General features: G+C 64.5%; 18 protein-coding genes and 2 pseudogenes. 13 read left to right on the top strand and 7 right to left on the bottom strand.

The genetic code is table 11. The annotated features are described in order from the left end of the window. Nucleotides 1–32: 32 nt before the first annotated feature. From murJ to CCUG20998_RS27375, 3 genes are read right to left on the bottom strand one after another with little or no spacing between them, the layout of a single operon-like run. On the bottom strand, nt 33–3,695 hold the full coding sequence (murJ, locus tag CCUG20998_RS27385) for a murein biosynthesis integral membrane protein MurJ (protein WP_406682446.1): 3,663 nt from the start codon (nt 3,693–3,695) through the stop codon (nt 33–35). Then, entirely contained in the window at nt 3,692–6,073 is a 2,382-nt protein-coding gene (locus tag CCUG20998_RS27380; protein ID WP_094361225.1) for a hypothetical protein, read from the bottom strand. The genes murJ and CCUG20998_RS27380 overlap by 4 nt, the downstream gene beginning before the upstream one ends. Then, entirely contained in the window at nt 6,070–6,816 is a 747-nt protein-coding gene (locus tag CCUG20998_RS27375; protein ID WP_036456816.1) for an NUDIX hydrolase, read from the bottom strand. Before CCUG20998_RS27375 ends, CCUG20998_RS27380 begins: the two co-directional genes overlap by 4 nt. Before the next feature lie 165 nt (nt 6,817–6,981). Between CCUG20998_RS27375 and CCUG20998_RS27370 the strand changes: the two genes are divergently transcribed. The 10 genes from CCUG20998_RS27370 to CCUG20998_RS27330 all read left to right on the top strand — a co-directional run bounded on the left by CCUG20998_RS27370 (nt 6,982) and on the right by CCUG20998_RS27330 (nt 15,357). Beyond that, nucleotides 6,982–8,427: a CCA tRNA nucleotidyltransferase gene (locus CCUG20998_RS27370; protein WP_020731164.1), complete on the top strand. Its 1,446-nt coding sequence runs from the start codon at nt 6,982–6,984 to the stop codon at nt 8,425–8,427. Nucleotides 8,428–8,451: 24 nt separating this feature from the next. Further along, a complete protein-coding gene (locus CCUG20998_RS27365) occupies nt 8,452–8,961 on the top strand; it encodes a pullulanase (protein ID WP_012396968.1) in 510 nt (169 codons plus the stop codon). A gap of 131 nt (nt 8,962–9,092) precedes the next feature. After that, complete coding sequence (locus CCUG20998_RS27360) at nt 9,093–9,407, top strand: DUF2563 family protein (protein WP_020731163.1); 315 nt, start codon at nt 9,093–9,095, stop codon at nt 9,405–9,407. Between the two features lie 427 nt (nt 9,408–9,834). Next, nucleotides 9,835–11,790 carry a putative alpha/beta hydrolase gene (locus tag CCUG20998_RS27355; protein WP_172607248.1) on the top strand — a complete coding sequence of 652 codons (1,956 nt, stop codon included), beginning with the start codon at nt 9,835–9,837 and terminating at the stop codon, nt 11,788–11,790. A 79-nt stretch (nt 11,791–11,869) separates the two neighbouring features. Next, complete coding sequence (locus tag CCUG20998_RS27350; protein ID WP_020731161.1) at nt 11,870–12,358, top strand: hypothetical protein; 489 nt, start codon at nt 11,870–11,872, stop codon at nt 12,356–12,358. Nucleotides 12,359–12,468: 110 nt separating this feature from the next. Then, the gene (locus CCUG20998_RS27345; protein ID WP_012396964.1) at nt 12,469–12,780 is read left to right on the top strand and encodes a WXG100 family type VII secretion target; all 312 of its coding nucleotides are present in this window, start codon (nt 12,469–12,471) and stop codon (nt 12,778–12,780) included. After that, on the top strand, nt 12,773–13,063 hold the full coding sequence (locus tag CCUG20998_RS27340; protein ID WP_020731160.1) for a WXG100 family type VII secretion target: 291 nt from the start codon (nt 12,773–12,775) through the stop codon (nt 13,061–13,063). The genes CCUG20998_RS27345 and CCUG20998_RS27340 overlap by 8 nt, the downstream gene beginning before the upstream one ends. A gap of 4 nt (nt 13,064–13,067) precedes the next feature. Further along, the gene (locus CCUG20998_RS29135) at nt 13,068–13,955 is read left to right on the top strand and encodes a hypothetical protein (RefSeq protein ID WP_020731159.1); all 888 of its coding nucleotides are present in this window, start codon (nt 13,068–13,070) and stop codon (nt 13,953–13,955) included. Between the two features lie 947 nt (nt 13,956–14,902). Then, the gene (locus CCUG20998_RS28865) at nt 14,903–15,121 is read left to right on the top strand and encodes an ADP-ribosyltransferase domain-containing protein (protein ID WP_051173409.1); all 219 of its coding nucleotides are present in this window, start codon (nt 14,903–14,905) and stop codon (nt 15,119–15,121) included. A gap of 38 nt (nt 15,122–15,159) precedes the next feature. After that, the gene (locus CCUG20998_RS27330; protein WP_081651126.1) at nt 15,160–15,357 is read left to right on the top strand and encodes a hypothetical protein; all 198 of its coding nucleotides are present in this window, start codon (nt 15,160–15,162) and stop codon (nt 15,355–15,357) included. 99 nt (nt 15,358–15,456) lie between these two features. On the opposite strand, the gene CCUG20998_RS27325 is transcribed toward CCUG20998_RS27330, so the two are convergent. From CCUG20998_RS27325 to CCUG20998_RS27310, 4 genes are all read right to left on the bottom strand, one after another. Further along, nucleotides 15,457–15,684 carry a hypothetical protein gene (locus CCUG20998_RS27325; RefSeq protein WP_240642834.1) on the bottom strand — a complete coding sequence of 76 codons (228 nt, stop codon included), beginning with the start codon at nt 15,682–15,684 and terminating at the stop codon, nt 15,457–15,459. A gap of 341 nt (nt 15,685–16,025) precedes the next feature. Further along, the gene (locus tag CCUG20998_RS27320) at nt 16,026–16,220 is read right to left on the bottom strand and encodes a hypothetical protein (RefSeq protein WP_240642833.1); all 195 of its coding nucleotides are present in this window, start codon (nt 16,218–16,220) and stop codon (nt 16,026–16,028) included. Nucleotides 16,221–16,537: 317 nt separating this feature from the next. Continuing rightward, a complete protein-coding gene (locus tag CCUG20998_RS27315; protein WP_231389801.1) occupies nt 16,538–17,386 on the bottom strand; it encodes a hypothetical protein in 849 nt (282 codons plus the stop codon). 10 nt (nt 17,387–17,396) lie between these two features. Continuing rightward, the gene (locus CCUG20998_RS27310; protein ID WP_020731154.1) at nt 17,397–19,736 is read right to left on the bottom strand and encodes a putative alpha/beta hydrolase; all 2,340 of its coding nucleotides are present in this window, start codon (nt 19,734–19,736) and stop codon (nt 17,397–17,399) included. 881 nt (nt 19,737–20,617) lie between these two features. Between CCUG20998_RS27310 and CCUG20998_RS27305 the strand changes: the two genes are divergently transcribed. The 3 genes and pseudogenes from CCUG20998_RS27305 to CCUG20998_RS27300 form a co-directional block, all read left to right on the top strand. Then, entirely contained in the window at nt 20,618–21,493 is an 876-nt protein-coding gene (locus tag CCUG20998_RS27305; RefSeq protein ID WP_020731153.1) for a transglycosylase SLT domain-containing protein, read from the top strand. 3 nt (nt 21,494–21,496) lie between these two features. Then, nucleotides 21,497–21,601: pseudogene (locus CCUG20998_RS28250) on the top strand (hypothetical protein); the annotation flags it as partial. Then, nucleotides 21,599–22,150, top strand: a pseudogene (locus tag CCUG20998_RS27300) (type VII secretion AAA-ATPase EccA); the annotation flags it as partial. The pseudogenes CCUG20998_RS28250 and CCUG20998_RS27300, both read left to right, overlap by 3 nt. Between the last annotated feature and the right edge of the window lie 223 nt (nt 22,151–22,373).

Raw genomic sequence — 22,373 nt, 5'->3', positions numbered from 1 at the left:
GAGCACTTCACCCCGACGCGCGGTGCGCTGCGTTAGGAGGCGGCCCGGATCGTGAGCCCGGAGATGGCGGAGCGGCTCTTGCCGTCCGTGGTGCCCAGCGTTGAAATCCACACCAGCAGGTTGGAGGTGGGGGAGGAGGCATTGACCGCGATGGTGTTCGAACCCGGCTTGAGTGCGGTAGCCGAGGTGAGCACGGTGGTGTCATCCAGCTTCGACGGGTTGGGAGTTGGTGACGAACGAATCTCCACCTTGGTGCCGGTGCTGGGAACGTCGAGGGTGACCGAGCCGACCACGGTGGGCTGCGGAAGTTGCAGCATCAACCCGACACCATTCTTGAAGCCCGGGAACGGAACCGGGTCGTTGTAGGTGTCGGTCTCCCAGGACGTGGTGGAATCGCCATTGATGGCCATGTCGGCTTGGCCCGGGTTATCGGCTTCGCCAGCCGGTGAGAAGACGGTGGCCTTGGTGGGTTTAACGACGCTGCCCGCCGGCGCCGAACTGGCGGCCGCAGAGGTGGACGCGGTGGGGGCGTTGAGGCCGAGCTGGTCCCGGTCGAGGCCGCCGCCGACGTTTCCGAACATCTTGTTGAGCACCGAGGCCAACACCAGCAGCGCTACTAGCAGAATCGCGGCGCCCGCGCCGATCCCGATCAGCAGGTTGCGGCGGCGGCGCCCAAAGGTTGCACCCGTGGGTGCGGGGGAGCGGGCGGGTGCGGGCGGCGCGGGTGGTTCGATCGGGCCCAGCACCTCGGTCCGGTCGGCCACCGCGGTCGCCTGCTGTAGCAGGTTCAAAAGTGTTGAGGCGCTGCGTATCCCGCCGTCCTCTTGAACCGATCGGACGGTGACCGCCGAGATCTGGAACGGGATGTCGCGATCGACGGCGGCGGGCTCAACGGGATTGCCGGACGCATCGCGTTCGGCCGGCGCAAACCCACTGTCTGCCCCAGCCTCCGGCAGCGGCCACCGGTTGACCAGCAAGGCATACAGCGCGGCGCCGATGCCTCGGATGTCGTCCTGCGGATTGGCGTCGGGCATGGTCGCCGGGTAGGCGAGCACCACATCACCTTCGATGCTGACCCGGACCCGGCCCGGGTGGTCCAGCGACAGGGCGACGCCGGCCCGATGGGCGGCGTCGGCGGCCGCCGCGAGCGACTGCATGGCCCGGATCGCCCCGACCGGCGAGGGTGCCGTGTCGGCGACTTCCTGTAGCGAGCCGCCGCGAATCCACTCCGACACCACCAGCCCGCCGGAGGCGGTGTGCAGTACGTCAAGCACCCGGGCGACGCCCGGCTTGTCGATCCGGCTCAGTCGCAGGGTGCGGGCCAGAATCTCCTGCAGGACATCTTCGGGCAGGGTGCCATCCGGGTCGACGAAGGTCAGCGCCACCTGTCGATCCAGGGCGGTATCGAGTGCCTGCCAGAACTGCAACGGCGGGATACCGCCGTGGAAGACGAGCAGCCGGTAGCGGCCGTTGGCGATGCGGGCACCCGGGACCAGATTGACATCGTCTTGCGGCGTCGAGGGTTCCGCACTGCGCTCGCGTGGAGCGTCGAACGGAATGGGTCCGCGGGTGTATCCGACGGAATCGCCGTTGGACTGATCCGAGGGGCGTTGACTCGCGCCACGGCCCCGGTCTGGGCCGGCCGGAATGTCGGGTTGAAAATCGTCGGCGACTGGCCGCGGCAGATCGATATCCGACGCGGAACTCGATGAGGCGGTGCTATCCGATGGGCGGTCGGTCACCGACGGTCCTTTCGCTATCCCGGCCCTGATCACCGGGGGTTTGCGCCGGATCGGCTCCTGGACCACATTTTCCCCCGGCAGGGACGACTTCCTTTGCTCAGGGTACGTGACGTCGTGATCGCCAGACGATGGATCCAGCACAGCTACGCTGCGTGGACCCGGTTTGCCAAGGCGCGTTCCGATCCGGTTGCGGACCACGTTGAGAGCCGCCTGTGCCTCGGGCACCTGCCCGGCGAGCAGCACCGCAATCACGATGGGCGCCATGATCACGCCCAGGATGAGTAGCCGCAGCAGCGAACCGATTCCGCCATCGAACACGGTCAACTGGCCTAGCCCGGCAAGCCGATCCACCACATAGGCCAGCAGTCCGGCCAGCAGCGACGCGGCGATGGTCACCAGGATGGTGTGCACCTCACGGGTGCCGACCAGTTGGCCGCCACCGGGGCGCAGCGCACGTCGCAGCAGGTAGTAGCCGACGATCGCGCCGGCCAGGAATCCGAGCCCGTTGGCCAGTCCCAGATAACCGGCGACCATGTCGGGGTCATTGGTGAGGTGCGGCGCCAACACCGAGGCGCCGATCTTGACGCTGGTGATGATGATGATGATCAGGATCGGAGTCCAGGGTTGCTCGCGGGCGTAGAACACCCGCAGTCCCAGCAGCACCAGCGCATAGGGGATCAGCGTGAAGGCCGACAGTGCGATCGCCGCGCCCAGATATCCGGCGTCGACCTTGCCGAAGTTTCCGTAGGCGAACAGCGCGCTTCCCATTGCCGACCCGCCCACGGTCATGAATGCGACCGTGGGGATGAGGGTGATCATCGTCAGACGGGTGGCCAGCGACAGGTCGGCGAGCACGGCCGGGATGTCCTCGGCGGCGGCGTTGCGACTCAGCCGCGGCATCACCACCGTCAGCACGGTTACCCCGATCATGCCGAACGGCAGCATTAGCACCAGCCAGGTGTAGTTGTAGATGGCCGGCCCCGAAGCCGCGGCCCCGCTGGCGATCTGGTTGCCGACAATCAGCCCGAGCTGGCTGACCAGCACATACAGCACCATGGCGGCGGCCATGGCGCCGAACCGCTTGAGCCGGTCATCGATTCCCCACAGCGGCCGCAGGCTGATGTGCTGGCGCCCAATCGCGACCAGCAGCACCGCGGCCTGCGCGAACACGCCTAGCGTGGTGCCGACACCAAGCACGAGCAGCTTGGCATTGCCCATCTTGACCGGATCGACGGCCAGCTCGCCGGGGACTGCCAGGTACACCAACAAGGTCGCGATGGCGACGACGTTGTTGATGACGGGCGCCCAGGCCGGCGGCCCGAACACGTTTCGAGTGTTCAGGATCGCCATGAACACCGACGACAGCCCATAGACCAGCACCTGAGGCAGCAGCAGGTAGGCAAAGGCGGTGGTCAACGGCTCGTTGACCTGTGGGTCGCGGCCCAGCATCAACCGCACCAGCAGTGGCGCGGCCAGCACCGACAGCGTGGTTGCCACGATCAGCAGCGTGGTTGTCAACGTCACGAGCCGGCGCACGAAGGCGGCCCCACCGTCGGGATCGTCCTGCTCGGCGCGAGCCAGGACCGGCACGAAGATCGCGGTGAACGTCGCCTCCAGCACTAGCGCGGCGACCAGGTTCGGCAGCTGATTGGCCACCGAGAAGGAACTCGACAGCGCCGCGCCCAAAATGGCGGCCAGCAGCACAATCCTGGCGAAACCCGTGATCCGGCTGACCAACGTCGCCAAGGCCATGCCCCACGACCGCGATACCAGCGCGGCATCGGAGAGTTCAGCGCGCTTCGGTGGCCCCGCAGCCGCCTGGCCGTAGGGCACCGGGAGCCGCTCGGGAAGCCGTCGAGGGTCCGGCGCTGAAACCGGACCCCGTGGTGCGGGCGGTCGCGCCGGAGGGCTTTCCTGCGGCGCTGGTGGGATTCGCCGCGGAGCCGGTTTCATACTCGGTGCTCTTCATCGACCCGATGGTCGGACGCGGCGTGCCGGGCGGCGGGAGGATCGGGCCGGTCCAGGTCGGCACGGTCGGGCTGACCGCGGAAGCGATGCCAAAGCCGCCGTCCCGCCAGCGCCACCAGCACAGCGGCGGCCGTCAGCGTGATCGCGAACAGCACCTTGCCGTAGGCGTTGGAATGCACGGACAACCGCACGGGTTCGCCGAGCGCCATGCCGTCGGGAGTCTTGAGCGTCACGTCGATAGCGACGCGCTGGGTGAAATTCACTTCGATCGGTACCCGAATGGGCAGGTACCCCGGCGGCAGCTCGATCTCACCGAGATCGGTGACCGTCATGCCGGGCGGCGCGTCGACCTGAAGCCTGACTCGGATGGGCACCGCCAAGCCGTTGTGCAGGGCCAGGGGCAGGGGGCTGTGTTCGGTGGCCAGGGTGTAGGAGCCACCCGGATTGACGATGGTGACCGCACCAAAGAAGTCGTTGATCGTGTTGCCGACCACCGCCAGCCGTTGCTGAGCCAAGCCGTTGCGGGTATCGGGCGGTACCGACTGGCTCAAAGCGCGCAGCATGTCCTCGCGAAGTGGTGCGGTGTACTGCGCCCCGGTCAGTCCGGTGCGGTCGTCGGTGGTCATGGCCGACGTCAGTTTCCACAGGCGACCACTCTGATCGGAGATCTGGGCGGTGACGTCATCGTCGAATCGGCCCCGTGCCGAAGGGTAGGGACCGGGCGGCTCCGGCGGCTCGGTGTGCGCCGCCGCCTCGGAGATCAGGGCCGACAGCGGCCGCGGCACCGCCAGGCCGGAGTGAATGGTGGTGGCCAATGCGGTCAGGATCAGCTGTGCGTCATCGCTGTGCAGGTCCCAGGTGGTGGGCGGGACCAGGATCTGGGTGCGTGGTGCCGCCTCCCCCCACAAGCTGCGCCACAACATGGCACCCAGGGCGTCTTGGCGGCGTGCGGTTGGCGAGTCGTGGGCGATGTGTACCGACAGCGAGGAGTCCAGGTAGGTGGGAACGGTCGGGTTACTCCCCGCGGCCGCCAGGGCGGCGCCGACGGCCGGGTCGAACGGGGCGGCGACCACCTCAGCCGACAACCGTCGGGGTGCGGTATCGGCGGTGGCCCGGCCGCCTTCGGCGGCGACGTGCGCGGAGAAGTCGGCGGCCGCGATGGTGACCATTCCGCCGTCGGCGTTGAGGAGGTCGACCGCGCGGCTGGTCAGCGGTCCGTCCGGCAGTACCGCCGCGCCCCGTACCGACTTGACGTCGAGGATCCGATCGACGATGTCGGCGGCGCTGATGACGGCAATGTTGCTCAACCGGGGATCGTTGACGCGCTGCAAGGCGTCCAGGTCGGCCTGGGCGTAAGGCAGTGTCACCACGCATGTCCGCCGGGCCAGCGTGCGCAGGCGGTCCAGCCAGATGTTTGCGGCCGCCTGGCCGGTCCCCGGATGTGTCGGGGTGCCGGGCAATTGAGCGGGGCCGTCAGGGGAATCGGATACGACGTAGCCCGCGGTCATCGCGTTGACGGTGACGAGCAGGTCGGGGTCCACGGCCAGACAGATAGAGCGGGTGACGGTGCCCTCCGGGTCGACGTCGCGGCTGGTGGCCAGTTCGGCGGCGGAGAGCAGGGTATCCAGCCTGCCCCCGCTGGCCAGCGAGTTGGCCAGGTCGTCATCGATCAGCCGTACCGGAATGGTCCCGCCGGGAACGCCGGGGGCCAATCGAGGCCGATCGGCCAATGGCCACAGCATGGTGATCCAAACCGGCTTGTCGGTCTCGGGCGTGACGGGAGCGTCGAAGTCGGCGTCACGATCGGGGGGCACCCCGACGACGGGCAGCAGGAAGCGCGCGTTGTCCAGACGGGCCGGCGCACCGTAGTCGGGCGTCCCGTTGACGTTGACCAGCACCGGGAAGATTCCGGGACCATCGATGGACAGCGATGGTTTGGTCAGCGAGCGCAACGGCGCCGACAGGGTGAAGCCGACTTGTTGGCCCCGCCGCAGTTCCGAGGACACCGTGAGGAAGTCCGCGGCCGGCTGGTACTGGTCCGTGCTGCCGTCCAGCGACGTCCGTAGCGCCGACGACGACGTGACCGCGGCGGCGTGTTCTAGCCGGACCATGACATCGCGAACCGGGCGGTCGCCGATGTTGGTCACCATGCCGCTGACCGTGATTACCGGGTCGCTTGTGGTGGTGACCAGGTCTGGGGTCACTTGATCGATTCGGACCTGCACGAACGGCGTCGCACCGGGCTCGCCCGCCGATGCGCGGGGCGCGGCGGGCGCAGTAAGCACTACCGCGAACCCGGCAACGATGCCGATCACGGCGGCGAGGCGCCACATCCCGGACCAAGGGAGTCGCAACGCGGTCACGGCCCCGGTCCGTGACCGTTCTTGCGTCCGGGTGGGGATCCTTCGGCTGCGTGACGAGTGCGTGAGTGAGTTTGGGGCCGTCGGCGCGGCGCGCTGGGCGGCAACGGCGGGAGCGCGGTGGGACCGTCGGTCTGCAGCTTGTCGATCAACTCGTCGGCGACTTCGGCCAGCCGCCGTTCATCGGCGTAGGCCAGCCGCGACGGGAGTTCCGGAATCGGCACCCACGCGACCTCGGTGACCTCAAGATCATTGTCGGAGAGTTCTCCGCCCAAGAACCGCATCAAGTAGTGGTGCACGGTCTTGTGCACACGCCGGCCGTCGGTGACGAACCAATAGTCGATGCGACCCAGCGCGGCGAGCACGCCGCCGCTAATGCCGGTTTCCTCGGCGACCTCGCGGATCGCGGTCTGTTCGGCGGTTTCACCCATCTCGATGTGGCCCTTGGGCAGTGACCACAGCATGCGTCCGCGCCGGTCTATCCGGCCGATCAGCGCCGCGACCTGCTCGTCGCGCGGTCCGTCGATACCGTCGATGACCAGGCCACCGGCCGATGTTTCGTGCACGGTCCGCAACCGGTCCGGACGGCCGCGACGGGGGAGGCGGGGTCTGCGGCCCTTGGTGGGCGCCGGGTTCGGGTTGGTGGACTCGGCGTTGTCCGTATGATTCTCGGCTGAGCGTGCAGCGCCACGTCCGCGACGCCGGCCTCGGCGTCGACGTGGTTTGGCTTGTTCGCCCTCCGACACCCAAGCGATATTAGCTGGCGGGAGCGGGTCTTCAGGACGCACTCGCCGTCGCCGGCCGCATCGGCGGCCTCGCGGCCCGATTTCGGTGCCGGATCCGGGGGCGGTGGGCACCCGTTACCGGCCGTCTGGTCGCGCGGTGGAGTCTGGTGACTAGGCTGATCGAACGTGCCTGAAACCGTCCAGGATGCCGACCTGCTGACCGCCGCCGCGGTAGCCCTCAATCGGCACGCCGCCGTGCTTGGTGAACTCGGATCGGCGTTCGCCGATGCGGGTCACGACTTGTATCTGGTCGGTGGTTCGGTTCGGGATGCCCTGCTGGGCCGGTTGAAGTCCCCCGACCTGGACTTCACCACCGACGCCCGCCCGCAACAGATACTGAAGATCGTGCGCCCCTGGGCCGATGCCGTGTGGGACACGGGCATCGAATTCGGGACGATTGGCATCGCCAAGAACGACTACCGCCTGGAGATCACGACCTTCCGGGCCGACAGCTACGACCAGGTTTCACGGCACCCCGAGGTCCGTTTCGGCGAGCGCCTCGAAGACGACCTGGTGCGCCGCGATTTCACCGTGAATGCGATGGCCGTGCGGATCACGGCCAGTGGCCCGGGCGAGTTCCTCGATCCGTTGAGCGGTTTGTCGGTGCTGCGCGACAAGGTGCTCGACACGCCGGCCGCGCCTTCGGTGTCCTTCGGTGACGACCCGCTGCGAATGCTGCGAGCCGCGAGGTTCGTCTCCCAGCTCGGCTTCGCCGTGGCACCGCGGGTGCGGGACGCGATCGAAGAAATGGCCCCGCAATTGGCACGCATCAGCGCCGAACGGGTCGCCGCTGAGCTGGACAAGCTACTGCTGGGCGAGAATCCGGTGGCCGGCATCGACCTGATGGTGCACACCGGAATGGGCGAGGTGGTGCTCCCCGAGATCGGTGGCATGCAGATGGCCATCGACGAACACCACCAGCACAAGGACGTCTACCAGCACTCGCTGACCGTGCTGCGCCAAGCGATCGAACTGGAAGACGACGGACCGGACCTGGTGCTGCGGTGGGCGGCGCTGCTGCATGACATCGGCAAGCCGACCACCCGACGCCACGAGGCCAACGGCGGTGTGAGTTTCCACCACCACGAGGTGGTGGGCGCCAAGATGGTGCGCAAACGGATGCGCGCCCTCAAGTACTCCAAGCAGATGGTCGACGACGTCTCGCAGCTGGTGTATCTGCATCTGCGATTCCACGGCTACGGCGATGGGAAGTGGACGGACTCGGCGGTGCGGCGCTATGTCACCGATGCGGGACCGCTGCTGGCGCGACTACACAAGCTGGTGCGCGCCGACTGCACCACGCGCAACAAGCGTCGGGCCGCGCGGCTGCAAGCCAGCTATGACCGGCTCGAGGAGCGGATCACCGAACTGGCCGCCCAGGAGGACCTGGACCGGGTGCGACCCGATCTGGATGGCAACCAGATCATGACGCTGCTCGACATTCCGGCCGGCCCTCAAGTCGGTGAGGCGTGGCGCTATCTCAAAGAGCTGCGGCTCGAGCGTGGACCGTTGACCATCGAGGAAGCCAAGGCCGAACTGCTGTCCTGGTGGCAATCGCGGGGGAACCCCTAGCGGAGGCGTGGCGTCCAAGTAGGAGTGGACTACTGCATCGGTGGCGAGGACGGAACGGCGGCCATCTGGCAGCGCCCGCCCGATCTCGACTTGGACGGTGACGGGCGGCTTGACGCCATCGGGCTGGACCTCGACGGCGACGGCATGCGCGATGACGCATTGGCGGACTTCGACGGTGACGGCATGGCCGACCATGGCATCTTCGACTTCGACAACGACGGCACCCCCGAAGCCGTGTTTACCGACGACGGCTCGGGGACGTGGGCGGTCGGCGCTGAGCGCGGCGGGCAACTGCGTTGGTTCGGTCTCGATGGTGTCGAGCACACCGGTGGACCCTTGGTCGACTTCGACGGGCGCGGGCAAGCCGACGATCAGCTGATAGATGCCGACGGCAACGGGGTTGCCGACCGGGCGCTGTGTCCGGAAGAGGAGGGGATCACCGGATACGTCGATACCGATGGCGACGGCCAATGGGATGTGCGGATCACCGATTCCGACGGTGATGGGACCGCCGATGGTGCCAGCGCATTGTGAGGCCTTGATCAAGGTGAATTGACCACCAAAGGTGGGCGTCACTAGCGTGGCGGCCAGGATGAGAGGGACGGCGACGCTTCGGGGACCGCGACAGGGCGTTGCCGGGCGACTTGGACGAGACAAGGCTGGCCATGTTTGTTGACACCGGACTGCTGCACCTGGGGGGAAACGAATCTCACCGAGCCGGGGGACACGCCCAAGAAGGCGCCGATCGTCTCGCGCTGGGGCCGCTCATGTCAGGAATGTTCGGCGACTTCGCCGCCGCCGATGCGTTTCACAACTCCGTGCACTCGGCGCATGCGCAACACGTGCGGAACCTGCAGGCCCATCAGGAAGCACTGACGGCGGTCGGCAGCAACGCACACTTGGCCGCCAAGGGATTCACCGCCATGGATGAGCACAACGCCGAAGCGCTGCAAGCGGTGCGGTGGAGTGCGGGTACATAAGTATCCCGAGCATCGCGAACGACCTGCAGATCCGCCGTCCAGGGACGATATCCGTTCTGGGACAAACCCTTTACGGACTATGGCAATGAGTGGCGTAAGGGCCGGGGGCGGGTCGGCCGCCGCTGAAATAGCGAAAGTCCGGTGCGTCTGCAAGGTGACTTGACCGGCGATTTCTCGGTAGTAATCTTGCTGCCGGCGCGGGAGGGTTCACGATGTTGATCGACACCGGTTTGCTGGAGAGCGATGGATGCCGCCGGACGCACGGGCATATCCAAAGTAGTGCGCCTCAGTTCGGGTGTCGAGCGCTGATGCCGGGTATCGTCCTCGATTTGCCGTCGCAGCGGGCGCGACTCAGCGCACGTCGCACGCCGCGCGCATCAACCACCTCAAGAGGCTCGAGTCACGCCACGACGCTGTGGACGGTGCGATGCAACTCCGGTACATAAGCATCCCGCTTCTGATTGCCGAGGCCGGCGGTGACCCGTGGGCGATCAATCAGAGTCTGCAGCTTGGTCGCCCGGCCCAGATATCAGACCTAGCAACGGCATTTCACGATGCGGGCAGATCGACCACCGAGGCGGACACGGCCTTCGAGCAAGCACGACGCCGTTTCGAGACGTCCTGGAATCGGGAGAACGGCGCTCACCCGATCAACGATTCGCCCCAGGTCCAGGGGCTGACCACTTCGTTGAGATCGCAGGCTGCCAGGCTGCCGGAAATCGGGCTCCAATTGGACAACATTGCCGGCGGTCTGGCCGGGGCGCAGCGGTCAGCGACTGGCCAGATTGTGGGCCTGGAGGCGCAGCTGTGCGACATCGACAGTGAAATTGGCGAGGTGCTGGCGCTGGAACACGGCGCCCAACTGACAACCGCGGACAGGCTGGCCCTCGAGGCGCTTGTTTGCGCACTTGAAGATCAAGCCGTCGGCGACACGCAATCGTCAGTGAGTCAATTGCATTCGATACGAGCGGGATACGCGGGCCTGCTGCACCAAGCCCTGACCAGTCTGAGCGCCGACGGCTTCGATCCGGCGGCTATCCAGGCCTTGGACGCCCCGCAGTCTCCGGCCGAACCCGCTGAGGTGATTGCGATCCCGGCGCCTACCGCGAGTGCCGAGGAGGTCAAGAAGTGGTGGGATTCGTTGAGTCCGCAACAGCGAGGGCGATTGATCGACGAACATCCACCAGAACTGGGCAATCTCAACGGCATCAACGCCATCACTCGTGATTTGGTGAACCAGGCCGTGATGGACGACGACATCACCCGGGTGGAAAGCGTGGCAATGCAACGCGGCGTCTCGGCTGACGACATCGTGAACAACCCGCAGAAGTATGGGCTTTCGGGCTCGGATGTCACGCGCTATCGAAATGCCATCAGGACCCGCGACGGTCTCATCTATGACCGGGAGCACGCGACCGATGACCCGAGGCCCGTCATGCTGTGGGCATACGACCCGTTGGCCTTCAACGGCGAGGGCAAAGCGGCGATCGCCATTGGCAACCCGGACTATGCACGCAATACCGCCGTGATCGTGCCGGGAACCGGCAGCAGCGTGGCGCAGGGCTGGATGTCAGACCACGACGATGCGACCAACCTTTATGATCAGGCCCTCGCCGCAGACCCTGAGCACCACTACACAGCGGTGATCGCCTGGATGGGATATGACGCCCCCAACGGATTTTCCGACGTGAGAGTCACAGAGCCGGGGCTCGCGCGCAGCGGCGGTGCACTGCTGGCCAACGATGTGAACGGGCTTTGGGTCACCCACAACAGCCTGACGCCCCAACATGTCACCGTAATTGGACACTCCTACGGATCGACCACGGTAGCCGATGCGTTTGCCGGCAGCGGCATGCACGCGAACGACGCAATCCTCATAGGATGTCCTGGAACCGATCTCGCGCGCAGTGCAGCCGACTTCCATCTCGACGGAGGACGGGTCTACGTCGGGTCGGCCTCTACGGACCCGGTCAGCTGGATCGGCGAATCCAGCGGTGTACCTGGCGAATTACTCAAAGGCAAACTCAGGGAGTATGGGGTGCCGATTCCGTTGGATGCCGGCTTGGGTCGTGATCCGGCCGGCGACGGCTTTGGATCAGTCCGCTTTCACGCGGAAGTACCTGGCTCAGCAACGATGGACCGACACGACCATTCGCATTACTACGTGATGGGCAGCGAGTCGCTGCGCAGCATTACCGATATCGCCAGCGGCCATCCAGACCGACTTGCGAGCGACGACCTGATTGCCGAGGGGCGGCGGCAGCCGCACGTCGGACCGTTCCGGGTCCCCGGCGTTCCGGCATACATCGATCCAGAAAGCGACCGTCCACGAGACACCGTCCATGATGACCACCACTATCCCGCTTACCAACCGCCGCGCTGATCACCGCGCCCGATCCCGCACTGCACTGCGGCATATCGGGGTGGCGATGGCTGTGCTCGTCTTGGGAGGATGTTCACTGATGAGACCGCACCGTCCCGAGATCGATCAGCCGGCTCATCCGCTGTCGGACCAACAGGCCCGCGATCAAGTCATCGAACCGGCCAAACAGATCGCCAGCTTTGCAGGCCTGCAGGATCCAACCGGACGCTTCGACTTCTCGTCATGCAATGACCAAGGCGATCCGCCATATCGCGGCCTGGTCTCCATGAGTTTCGCGTGGCCCACTGACGACATCGGGGGCTATCCCGCTGCAGCCGAACCGAATACGGTCTTTCAACAGATCGCGACCGACATGGTTGCTCACGGCTGGAGTGATGGCCCTCCGCCTGATTGGCACTCCTTTGGCCGCGTCCTGAACAAGAACGGGGTGGTGGCGGTGCTGACCCAAAGCTCCGCTAGCGGGAAGGGCAGCATCCAGCTCTACGGCGAATGCCGCAATATGACCAACCATCGCCTCGAGGGCACGACGATGGGCTCCCGCATTGACGAGCAGCTCCGCGGAAAGTAACAAGCCATGTGGCATTGAGTTGGACATGGCTGTCCAGGTGCGCTGGGTGGGCCCAGGGCGGGGCGGCCAAGTGAATTGCGGACGCGCCTCCGGGTGGCTAGGTTGCCGACATGGATGCTGACGGCACGCTAAGTGCGAATGCCGCTGCGATGCTTGGCTTCGCGGAATCGCTGCGTGGTGCTGCCGAACATCTTCAAGGCGAACTGGCTGAGCTCGAAGGACAGGTTGGCGACATGTTGGGCGGGTGGCGCGGCGCGTCGGGGAGTGCATTTGCCTCGGCATGGGAATTGTGGCGCCGCGGTGCCGGAGAGGTGCAGTTGGGGCTGTCGATGCTGGCGGAGTCGGTAGGCCAAGCGGGCGCGGGCTATCAAGCCAACGAGGCGGCGTCGGCGCGGGCTCTACGTGAGTTGGGCCATGGCTGATCCCTTCCGGGTGGATCCCGCCTCGCTGTCCGATGCGGTAGCGCGGATGGCGGAGTTTGGTCGTCACGCGGAAGCCATGATTGCTGAAATCGAATCCCTGGTAACCAGATTGCACGTGACATGGACGGGCGAGGGCGCGGCAGCCCATGCCGAGGCGCATCGGCATTGGGCCGGTGGCGAAGCGATGATGCGCGAAGCGCTTGCTCAGTTGCGGTCCGCGGGACACAGCGCGCACACCAACTACACCGCGGTCATGTCAGCGAATCAGCGCATGTGGTCATGAGCTGATGGCGCCGCTGGCCGTGGATCCCGCGGCCCTCGATGGCGCTGGCGCCGCGGTGGTCGCTGCCGGCGAGGGGCGGGAACCGGTGATCGCATCGTTGTCCGCTGTGCTGGCGGGTTGTGCCGGGATGGCCGGGGACGATCCGGTCGGCGCGGTGGTTGGGCGTGGCTATGACAGGGCAGCGGCCAAGGTCTTCTCGGCCATGGCGGCTACCCGAAATGGGTTGGGCAGCATCGGAGACGGCGTCCGCATGTCGGCCCACAACTATTCGCTGGCTGAGGCGATGTCGGACGTAACGCGGCGGGCGGCCGCGCTCCCCGCGCCGACGTTGACCAGCTGCATTGTCGCGGCCTCCGCACCGTCGGCGGTCGGGACTGCTGACAGCGCACCGGCGGGTTGGGGATGGGTAGCCCCATACATAGGAAGGATCTGGCCGACGGGCAACTCGAGCAAGTTGCGCACAGCAGCTTCGGAGTGGACAGCGGAGGGCACCAAGTTCGCGCTGGTAGAGACCCAGCTGACGGCGGGTCCACTGGGCGCAATCCGTTCGCAGCAGCTTCCAGAGTCAGGACTCATCGAGCGAGCGTTTCCTGATGCCTACGTCAGCACGATCTCCGTTGTGGGGCAATGTCAGACGATCGCCGCTCAACTCGACAGGTATGCGGACCAGATCGACGAGGTGCACGCGGCGATCCTGGACTTGCTGGCCCGCATCTGCGACCCGCTGACCGGGATAAAAGAAGTGTGGGAGGTTCTGACCGGCGAGGACGAAGACGAGATTGAGCGGATCGCCCATGACATCGCCGCAGTGGTAGATCATTTCGCCGCCGAGGCAAACGCGCTAAGTGCACAATTCAACGCCGCACTGGTCCAGGCCGAACACCGTGCTTGACACGATGGCCCGACATGCGGCTAAGGAATTGGATCAGTTTCTGCATGGCAACCCGGTAGGCGCGATCGTCGACTTCGGTGGTCAACGTTTGAAGGGTCTTGGCGAGGCAGCCTGAGGCCTGGCAGAGACCGCCCTGACCTATAACCAGATCCGGGCATTGCTGGACCCTCTGGGCTATGCCCGCGATGTCGGGAGTATGGCCCAAGGGATGGCGCCGTTGGTTGGTCTGGGTGACGACCACGCACCTTCGGTCTGGGAATCGTGGAAGCAGCTCGGTAAGGAGGTAACTCATTGGGATGACTGGTCCCGAAGTCCCGGTGAGGCGCTAGGGAAGTCGGAGTTCGACCTGGCAAATCTATTTCTGCCTGGCGGACCAATTTCCAAGGCCGCGAGCAAAGGCCGTGATCTCGCCGATGGCCTACAGGGCCTCAAGGCGCGGCTGCGACCCAACGAGATGGGTGAACCCAACCCGCTGAAGCGGCCGGACGCTAGTGCCGCTGAACACACACCGCCATCAACCATGCCGCAGCAAGAAGCGAAGCAGCCCGCAGCCGCACCACAGCCCAAACCTCTCCGCCCATCAGATGGCCACGGGCTGCCGCACAGCCCGACCGAATCTAAGGCACCCCCAGTCGACAAGCCGGCTACCGGTGAACCCGTCAAACCAGCAGGAGCTCAACTAGGGGAAGCGCGGGCGCTTGTTGCTGCTGCACGTGGCGAGAAGGAGTTGCCGGCAGATGCCCAGCGTGGTGAACAGGTCCCTTCCCGGGCGCACTCAACGCCGGTCGAGAAAGGACTTGTCATGGAGGTGACTCGAAGCAGCTCATATGCATCGGCAGGCAGACCCGCGCAGGCGACATTTCACATAGCGGCTGTGGAGGAGATGCCTCCGAACCTGCCGCGCGACCCAACCCTTCCGGTGGCTAAGCATCGAAGAGAAGGCGTTCATGAGTACCACAATCGACCCCGAGGTGGCGCAGTCGTCGGCTTTCGCGGGAAAGGTAGAGATGAGAATCATGTCGAAGACGGGACGTGATGTGTCCGCTTTTTCGATGTTCCCAAATGAACGGGAAGTCCTATTTCCCACCGGCACGGTATTCTATGTGCTCGATAAAACGGTCGATCCGTTAACGGGCAGGGCAATAATAGATATGTTGGAGCGTTAGAAATTTCCATGGACGATGACAGGTGGATGGAGTTATCGGTGAGTCGAGAATTTGCTGGCAAGACCTTCTATACAGCTGAGGAAGCAAAGCAGTCGGGGTTCACCCCACCGACGGAGGAAGAGATTGCACGCGCGCGACAAATTTTCAATGAGTTTCAGGCGAAAATGGATGAAGTGTCGCCGGATAAACTGACAGAAGTATCGCCCAAGTTTTGGGACGGTACTTCTGGTCCGTAAATTGACATCAGAAAGAAATGCCGCGATCTCGGTTTCATATACCCACTTCACGACTGAGCCGATCGCTTGACACGCTCCCCAGAACCGGGCAGTCCCGAGCTAGCGCTGCTGTGGGCTTTGATATTCGGTACCGGAAGTATCGTCCCAAAACTTGGGTGAAACATCAGTTACCCGATCTTCAGGTGCCGCCGCGTTTACCTTTTTCTGGAAGTCGTCGAGCATCTTTCTGGCGCGCGCCAACTCCTCTTCTGTCGGTGGAGTTACACCTGCCTCTTCCGGCGTAGAGAAGATTTTTCCGGCGATTTTTCTACTCACTACAGATTCCATCACTCGCTTGATACATCTTGCCAACACCGTCGCCCGCCCATCGCAGGGTAGCTGCAGCGAATTTGCGCGCGCATTTCGATTGACCGGGCCACCATCGGTAATGACGACACGGTGACGAGATTACTTCGACTCGGAAGAGCCGACTAGTCACACTAACCCCACGGTTGTCGACGGCTGACCCAGGTAGCTAAGAGATCGCCGGCGACACTTGAGAAAGGTGCGCCAGCTCTTGCTTCCGCATCATCCACACGGACCAATGTTGGGCGCCAACACGCAGGGTCGTCGATGAGGCCGGCCACCATGCGCCGATGAGTGCCGCCGTCCAGTTGCCGGGCGGGAGGTCAGTCACCACCGAATGCCTTTTTCATAACAGCATCGTTGGCGATGACATCGTCGAGCGCCGCCTGAAACTCGGCCTGACTGACGACGTCATCACTGCTCTTGGCAGTGTCCGTTAGGTACGCACTCGCTAGCTCGCGAGCAGCATCGCGATGTCTGGTGTTGAGCGCCGGATTGACCGCTGCATTCTCAAGCATCACGGCGGGTCCCTCTCAGGTGCTGTCGGGCGCCGCTGAGAGCGGGTTGTACGAGGGGCGTGCGGAGGCCCTTCGATTGCGGAAGATTTGCCTGCCGGAGAGCACGCCGCTGCTCTTATTGTGTTGTGGTGTCCTCAGCTATCACTCAGAACTAGTTCCACTCTCCTCTGATGCCATGGCATTTGTCATATATGGGGATCTGTAGTGGACTGCCCAGATAGCCAAGAAACCCTGTGGCATAGAACCGTTTCCCTAATCCGCGAGCCGGGGCGTGGTTGGTGACTAGCCAGTTGAGCACTTGGGAATTGCATTGCTGATCACAGTGCTCCTGCTGCGGGCCAGCCGGGAAATGGTGGCAGGGTGGGAAAGTCTGAACGGGGATGTACGCCGTTGCTGAGAAATAGCCGGCGCTCTAGAGGATCTGGTGCCTTTTCGACACAGGACTGGGCGTCGGCTGGCCTCGTTGGCCACTCCGGAAACTCGGTGATTCGGGTTGGAGAGGCGTCGATGATGAGGGCGCCGTCGATTCGCCAGGCGCCGAAGACATCATCGACCGGTGCTGGGGCGGTTCCTTTCTGCACCGGCAGGGGTGATCCCGTGCCACCTTGTGGGGCGGTCATCGACACCCATTGCATCCCAATCCCGCTAGAAGGAGCCGTGAATGCCGTCTCGTGCATCCAGCCATACTTCCCGTGGCCTAGATCGAGCGCTGTGGTGTAGGCCCACACACACACCACCGCGGTCACCTGCCGATCTATCTCATCAACCCGCAGGATGTGATAGCCGCGGGTACCCACGACGGGGATACCGATGGGGTGTTGGGTGTCCGGCCAGCGATCGCGGGTGCTGTGCGGGTGGCCTTCCGGAGCATTCGGTGGCACCGCCTGGGCGAATCCCGGGTACGCATAGGCGATGTCACCGCCGTAGTCCGCCAGATAGATCGACTCGAGGTAGGCGCGGACCGTGACGGCCGGTGCGGTGAGTAGATCGATGCCCGGGTCGGCACTCCATACCGAGCGCACATCGGCCAGCATTCCCGTCCAGGGCAGCTTCGCTGGCGGTGTGGATGGCTGGGGGCTGGGCGCCGGCCCGCAGCCGCCCAACAATGCAACCAGCAGCATCCCGCACGCCATCGCGAGCCGGAGCCGCCACCGTCTGAGCTTCATCTGCCTGTTCCTAGGGGTTGGGTATTTGGACCACGTCGTTGTAGTGGTTCTGCATATGCGGAATCACGGTTCCATCACCCAGCGCTCCCTGCACCGCATCCCTCAGCTTCTGGTTGTACTCGAAGGTATTCCCGCCCCCACTGATACGCCGATATTCGTCGTACGTCGCTATCCGCAGCGGACTACTCGGGTCGCCGGGAACCGTGTGCACAAAGAAGTCGCTGTCCAGTCCGCTAATCGGGGCGTGGTTTGCGATCAGCCCGTTGAGCACTTGGGAATAGGCGACGCTGTCTGGCATGTTCGCCACGATCTCCGATGTTGTCATGGCTGTCGGCGGGGCACCGATAATGTCCTGCTGCAACGCATTCCCAGCCATGGACACACCCGGACCGGAAAGCTTGCCCACGATGTTGAAGGGCGGTGGCAGCGCACCGCCCGCGATCCCGGCTCCGGTGCTGAGCCCTTTGACGACTGAGCCATACGCCGACTGCTTACGCGCGTAGGCCTCGGCTGCCAGCTGATCCCCGTTGAGCCCCTGGGCGTGGGCCGCGTTGTTGACGCCGCAGTCGACCAGGGCCTTCAAGGTCGCTGCCTGCTGCAAATCGGCATCGTGGGCGACTGCTCCCGGCGTGTGGTTGGCAACCGCTGCGGCGTAGTCGTTTTGGTCTTGCATGATCTGCCGCATCGCGGCCCCGTTGAAGATATCGGAGGCATCCTTGTCGGTGCTAATGACAGAGAAAATGCCTTTTGCAACAGGCAGTATCGTCTCCACGTCCTGGTTCGCGTCCGGGGTGTGAAAGTACTGCGACACATCATTGCTGTCACCGGCGATGTTGGCGACGTAGGGCGCCAGGCCTTTGGCGAAGTCCTGCACCAAATTCGGGTTCATCTGACCGAGAGTTTGATGTCCCGGCAGGTCGAGCAACTCGTGGGAGTTCTGCCCGAGGTATGCGGCATAGGTTTGGGCGGTCTGGCCGGCGATTCGGGCTTCCGGCCCGGTGGCGTTTTGTGTCCAACTGAACAATGATCCTGCGGCGGCACCGTCGTCTGCCCACGGATGGTGGGTGATGTTCAGCATGAAGTCTCCGCTGGCGGCGTCGCACATGCCAAGGTCGTTGACCATCCAGTTGACGGCACCATGGTCTCGCCCGGCTGCCCAGAAAACGGCCTCGACCGTCGGGTCGAAGGTGTTGCGGGTCCAATCAAACGAGCTCATGATTTGCGCGCCCTTGTGCAGCAGGTTCTGGTCCAGTGGTGTGTTGTGCTGCAGCATGGGGTTGCCGTCTTTGACGATGTCGGCGATCGTCCTGGTCTGGTCGGCAAACAGGATCTCAGGTGCGGTCAGTGTCCGTTGCACGCTTTCGGGCAGTTGCGCGAACCCACCTTGCACCGTTTCCGACCCTTCCTTGGCACCAGGGTTCAATGGCGTCTTGGGGAAGGAGATCGTCGGCGTGCTCATCAACTGCCAGGAATCGCCGATGACATGTCGTTGGTCGTCGAGGCGTTCTTCGGCCGTCTTGAGATCGTCGATCGACATGCCGTGTTGCTGCGCCTGCATCTGACTCAACACGGACGCCTGTTCTGGCGTCAGTGGTAGATTGCCCGCTCGCTGGTCGGCGGTGATCGAATCCAGCACCGCCGCTACCCGGGCGGCAGCGGCTTTGTCGCCGGCCAGGGCCTTGTGCACATCCTCTTCGGCCGGCTGCGGAGTCTCGGGAGTATGACCGTCGAGGCCGGCTACCAATGTGGTGTCGTAGCCGTCGGTGTGCAAGTTGGACTCGGCCTGCTGAAGTTTGCCCGAGTAATCGTCACGGATGCGTTCGAGGTCGCCTATCGCGGCTCTGGTCTTGTCGATGGCCTCTTGCTCACAACCGGTGATGTACTCCTCGAGCAGGTCACGTTCCACTCGGGTCAGGTTCGGATCCCGCTCCAGCTGAAGGGCTTCGTCGAGCTGATCGTCAATACGATGTAGTTCGTCCTCGAGCGCGGCGAGAGCTGATTTGCCTGAGCGCTGCGCCTCGGCCAGGGTGGCCGCGACATTTTGCAGGTCGGCGGCGATCTTCGGCAGCTGAGCCGCTTGCACGCCCAGCGTGGTGACGGTGCGCCGTACCTCGGCCGAGTCGTTGATCGGATTCTCGCCGTTTTCGTGGGTCCAGGATTTCTCGAAGCGCTCGCGGGCCTGACGGAAGGCGGTGTCGGCCTCGGCCGTGGATTGCCCCGCATCGTGAAACGCCTGTGCAAGATCGGAAATCTGCGCCGGTCGCCCGCTTTGCAGGGTGGCGTTGATCTTCCACGGATCGCCGCCAGCGAAGGTAATCAGCGCAGCCTGGCTTATATGTCGAAGGTGCACTGGGCTATCCGACGAGTGCTACCAGCTGCGTTCGCGGTGTTGTCCAACGCGCTTTCCAGCAGCTACGTCCCTGCAATGTGACGTTGTAGCCAAGCGCACCTGCTTCCTGGCACGACATCATGCTACGAACGGCCCTTCACCCCTTGTCGATCGGCGGCAACATTACTACCGTGCGTCGGCGCGTCAATTCACTCTCAGCGCTGACCGCCCGTTTGCGCCCCACTTGTCGAGCCTTCGATGCACCGCGGTGGCGATGGTCATCCGATGAAGGGCAGGGTGCATTGCCTTATGAGGTCCGTCCCCGGGCATCCGAGAGCATCCAAATAGACGGATGCGAATTCGCGCAACGTTGAACGCATTCATTAGTTGGTAGCCGCCGAGGACTAGTGACAGTAGCTCGGCGGACATCGTTTCTGGCCGATTCATGAAGCCGACTACGCCCAGATATCGGAAGGTGCGTGCCGGCATGAGTTCATGCTTGCCCAGTTGGGAGCAACGCGCGGGATGGTCCCCCCACCCCGCGGCAGCGCACCCAGGAAGACGTGCGTTCCGCGAAATGACCTTTCTCACGTGTCGCCGGCGACCTCTTAGGAACCTGGTCAGTCGTCGACAACCGTGTGGTTAGGTGACTAGTCGGCTCCTCCGAGCCGAAGTAATCTCGTCACGGGTGTCGCCATTACCGATGGTGGCCCGGTCAATCGAAATGCGCGCGCAAATGCGCTGCAGCTACCCTGCGATGGGCGGGCGACGGTGTCCGCGCCCATGGTGCGCCACGTTTCGCTGACCCGGAGGTACGGGAGTAGTGGCTTGGGTGTTTGTTTCCAGGCGGAGTGGTCTGCTGACAGACGTGGGCCGGTTTCGGCACGGCGGCGGAGGAATTCTTGACTGATCCGCTGATCCTTCAGACGCTGGCGACCTTGTCCCGCGGGCACGGGCTGTTCGCCGGTCGCTTAGTCGACGAAAGAAGCCGCCACGAGCCGCAGCTTCAGGCACTGGCCGACTCCGTATCGCAGACAGGAGGGAACCGGCTTCCCGACCGGGCCGCAGCGCGATCGCACGCCGTCGTCCAGGCCGTACGACGGTCCATCGACACCGACCGGGAATTCGCACAGATCATGTCGATAGCCCAGGCCGATCACGCGCATGCGAGAAGGGCCACGCGCGCCATCCTGCAGGCAGCCCACGCCGATAGCGCGCTCGCGGCCGATACGCCGCTTGGCCGGCGCGAAGCGATGGTCCGCATGGCGGCAAGACTGCGAGCCCAGCGCCGCCACATCGTGCGGTCGCGTGCACGGGCGCGACAACTGGTGTTGCGGCTGCGCCGGCTGCGGTACCTACAGGCAGCCGCTAGGCGACAGCATCATCACGTTCCACCCACCGGCCGGCCCGCTGTGTTGGCGGCGATCCGTAAAGCCCTCGATATCAAGGGTATTCACGACCCTGCAGCACGAGCGCGCTGGACACGCGGGATGGATTTGGTGGCCCGCCGAGAGTCGGGCTACAACGCCAGCGCGGTGAACGACTGGGACGCTAACGCGTCTCAGGGCACGCCGAGTAGGGGTGCGTGGCAGTTCATCGCACCGACCTTCGCGGCCTACCACCAGCCGGGCACCTCGACCAACATCACCAACCTGGTGGCCCAGGCATGCGCGTTCATCAACTACGCGCAGGGCCGCTACGGGGTTGCCGCTGATGCATCGAACCTGGCTGATCGGATCCAGCAAGCCGATCCACGTCGTTCCCCAAGGGGGTACTGAGCAATGCCATTGAGTTTGTCCAACCGGGACCAAAACTCCGGGCACCTCTTCTACAACCGCAGGCTGCGTGCGGCGACCACCCGCTTCTCGGTGCGGATGAAACACGAGTTTTACTCACTGGTGGAACGTCACCAGGACGGAACACCGGACATGATTGGCATGGAGGCGGTCAACCAGCTCCTGGTCAAGTTGGAGACCCACCGATTCGATTTCTGTTTCATCGGTGCGGGCTATGAGGATCAGGTCGACGAATTCCTCAGCGTGAATCCGGGTTTGGCCGGCCGATTCAATCGCAAGCTGCGCTTTGAGTCCTATTCGCCCACGGAAATCGTCGAGATCGGGCAGCGCTATGCCGCGCCGCGCGCCAGCCTGCTCGATGAGGCGGCGCGCGAGACCTTTTTGGATGCGGCCACCACCATCCGCAACTACACCACCCCGGGTGGGCAACACGGGATCGATGCCATGCAGAACGGGCGGTTCGCGCGCAACGTCATCGAGCGCGCCGAGGGATATCGGGACACTCGAGTGGTCGCCCAGAAGCGAGCGGGGCGAGCGGTGTCCGTCGAGGATCTTCAGATGATCGCCGCTGGTGATGTCGAAGCGGCGGTGCGCAGCGTGTGCGCGGACAACCGTGACATGGCCGCCATCGTTTGGTGACGGGTCGCGCCGGTTGGCGAGGGTAAGCCCGGGCGCGTGGAATGGCATGTGTTCGTGCAGCTTTGAGCGACGCCCAGGCCGGCACGGCACGGCGTGCGGAGCCAGTTGCCGACGCCGCTTGGTCACAGTTCAGGATGGACAGGCTGGCACCGGGTTGAATAGCGTCGTTTACGCGCCCGTTACGTCTAAAATGCAGGCACGACTGACACGAGCGTGCCAGAGC

This window comes from Mycobacterium marinum (genome assembly GCF_003391395.1).
Lineage (GTDB): Bacteria > Actinomycetota > Actinomycetes > Mycobacteriales > Mycobacteriaceae > Mycobacterium > Mycobacterium marinum.
The sequence above is the reverse complement of the archived record's forward strand: the minus strand, read 5'-3'. Positions and strand labels throughout refer to the sequence as shown.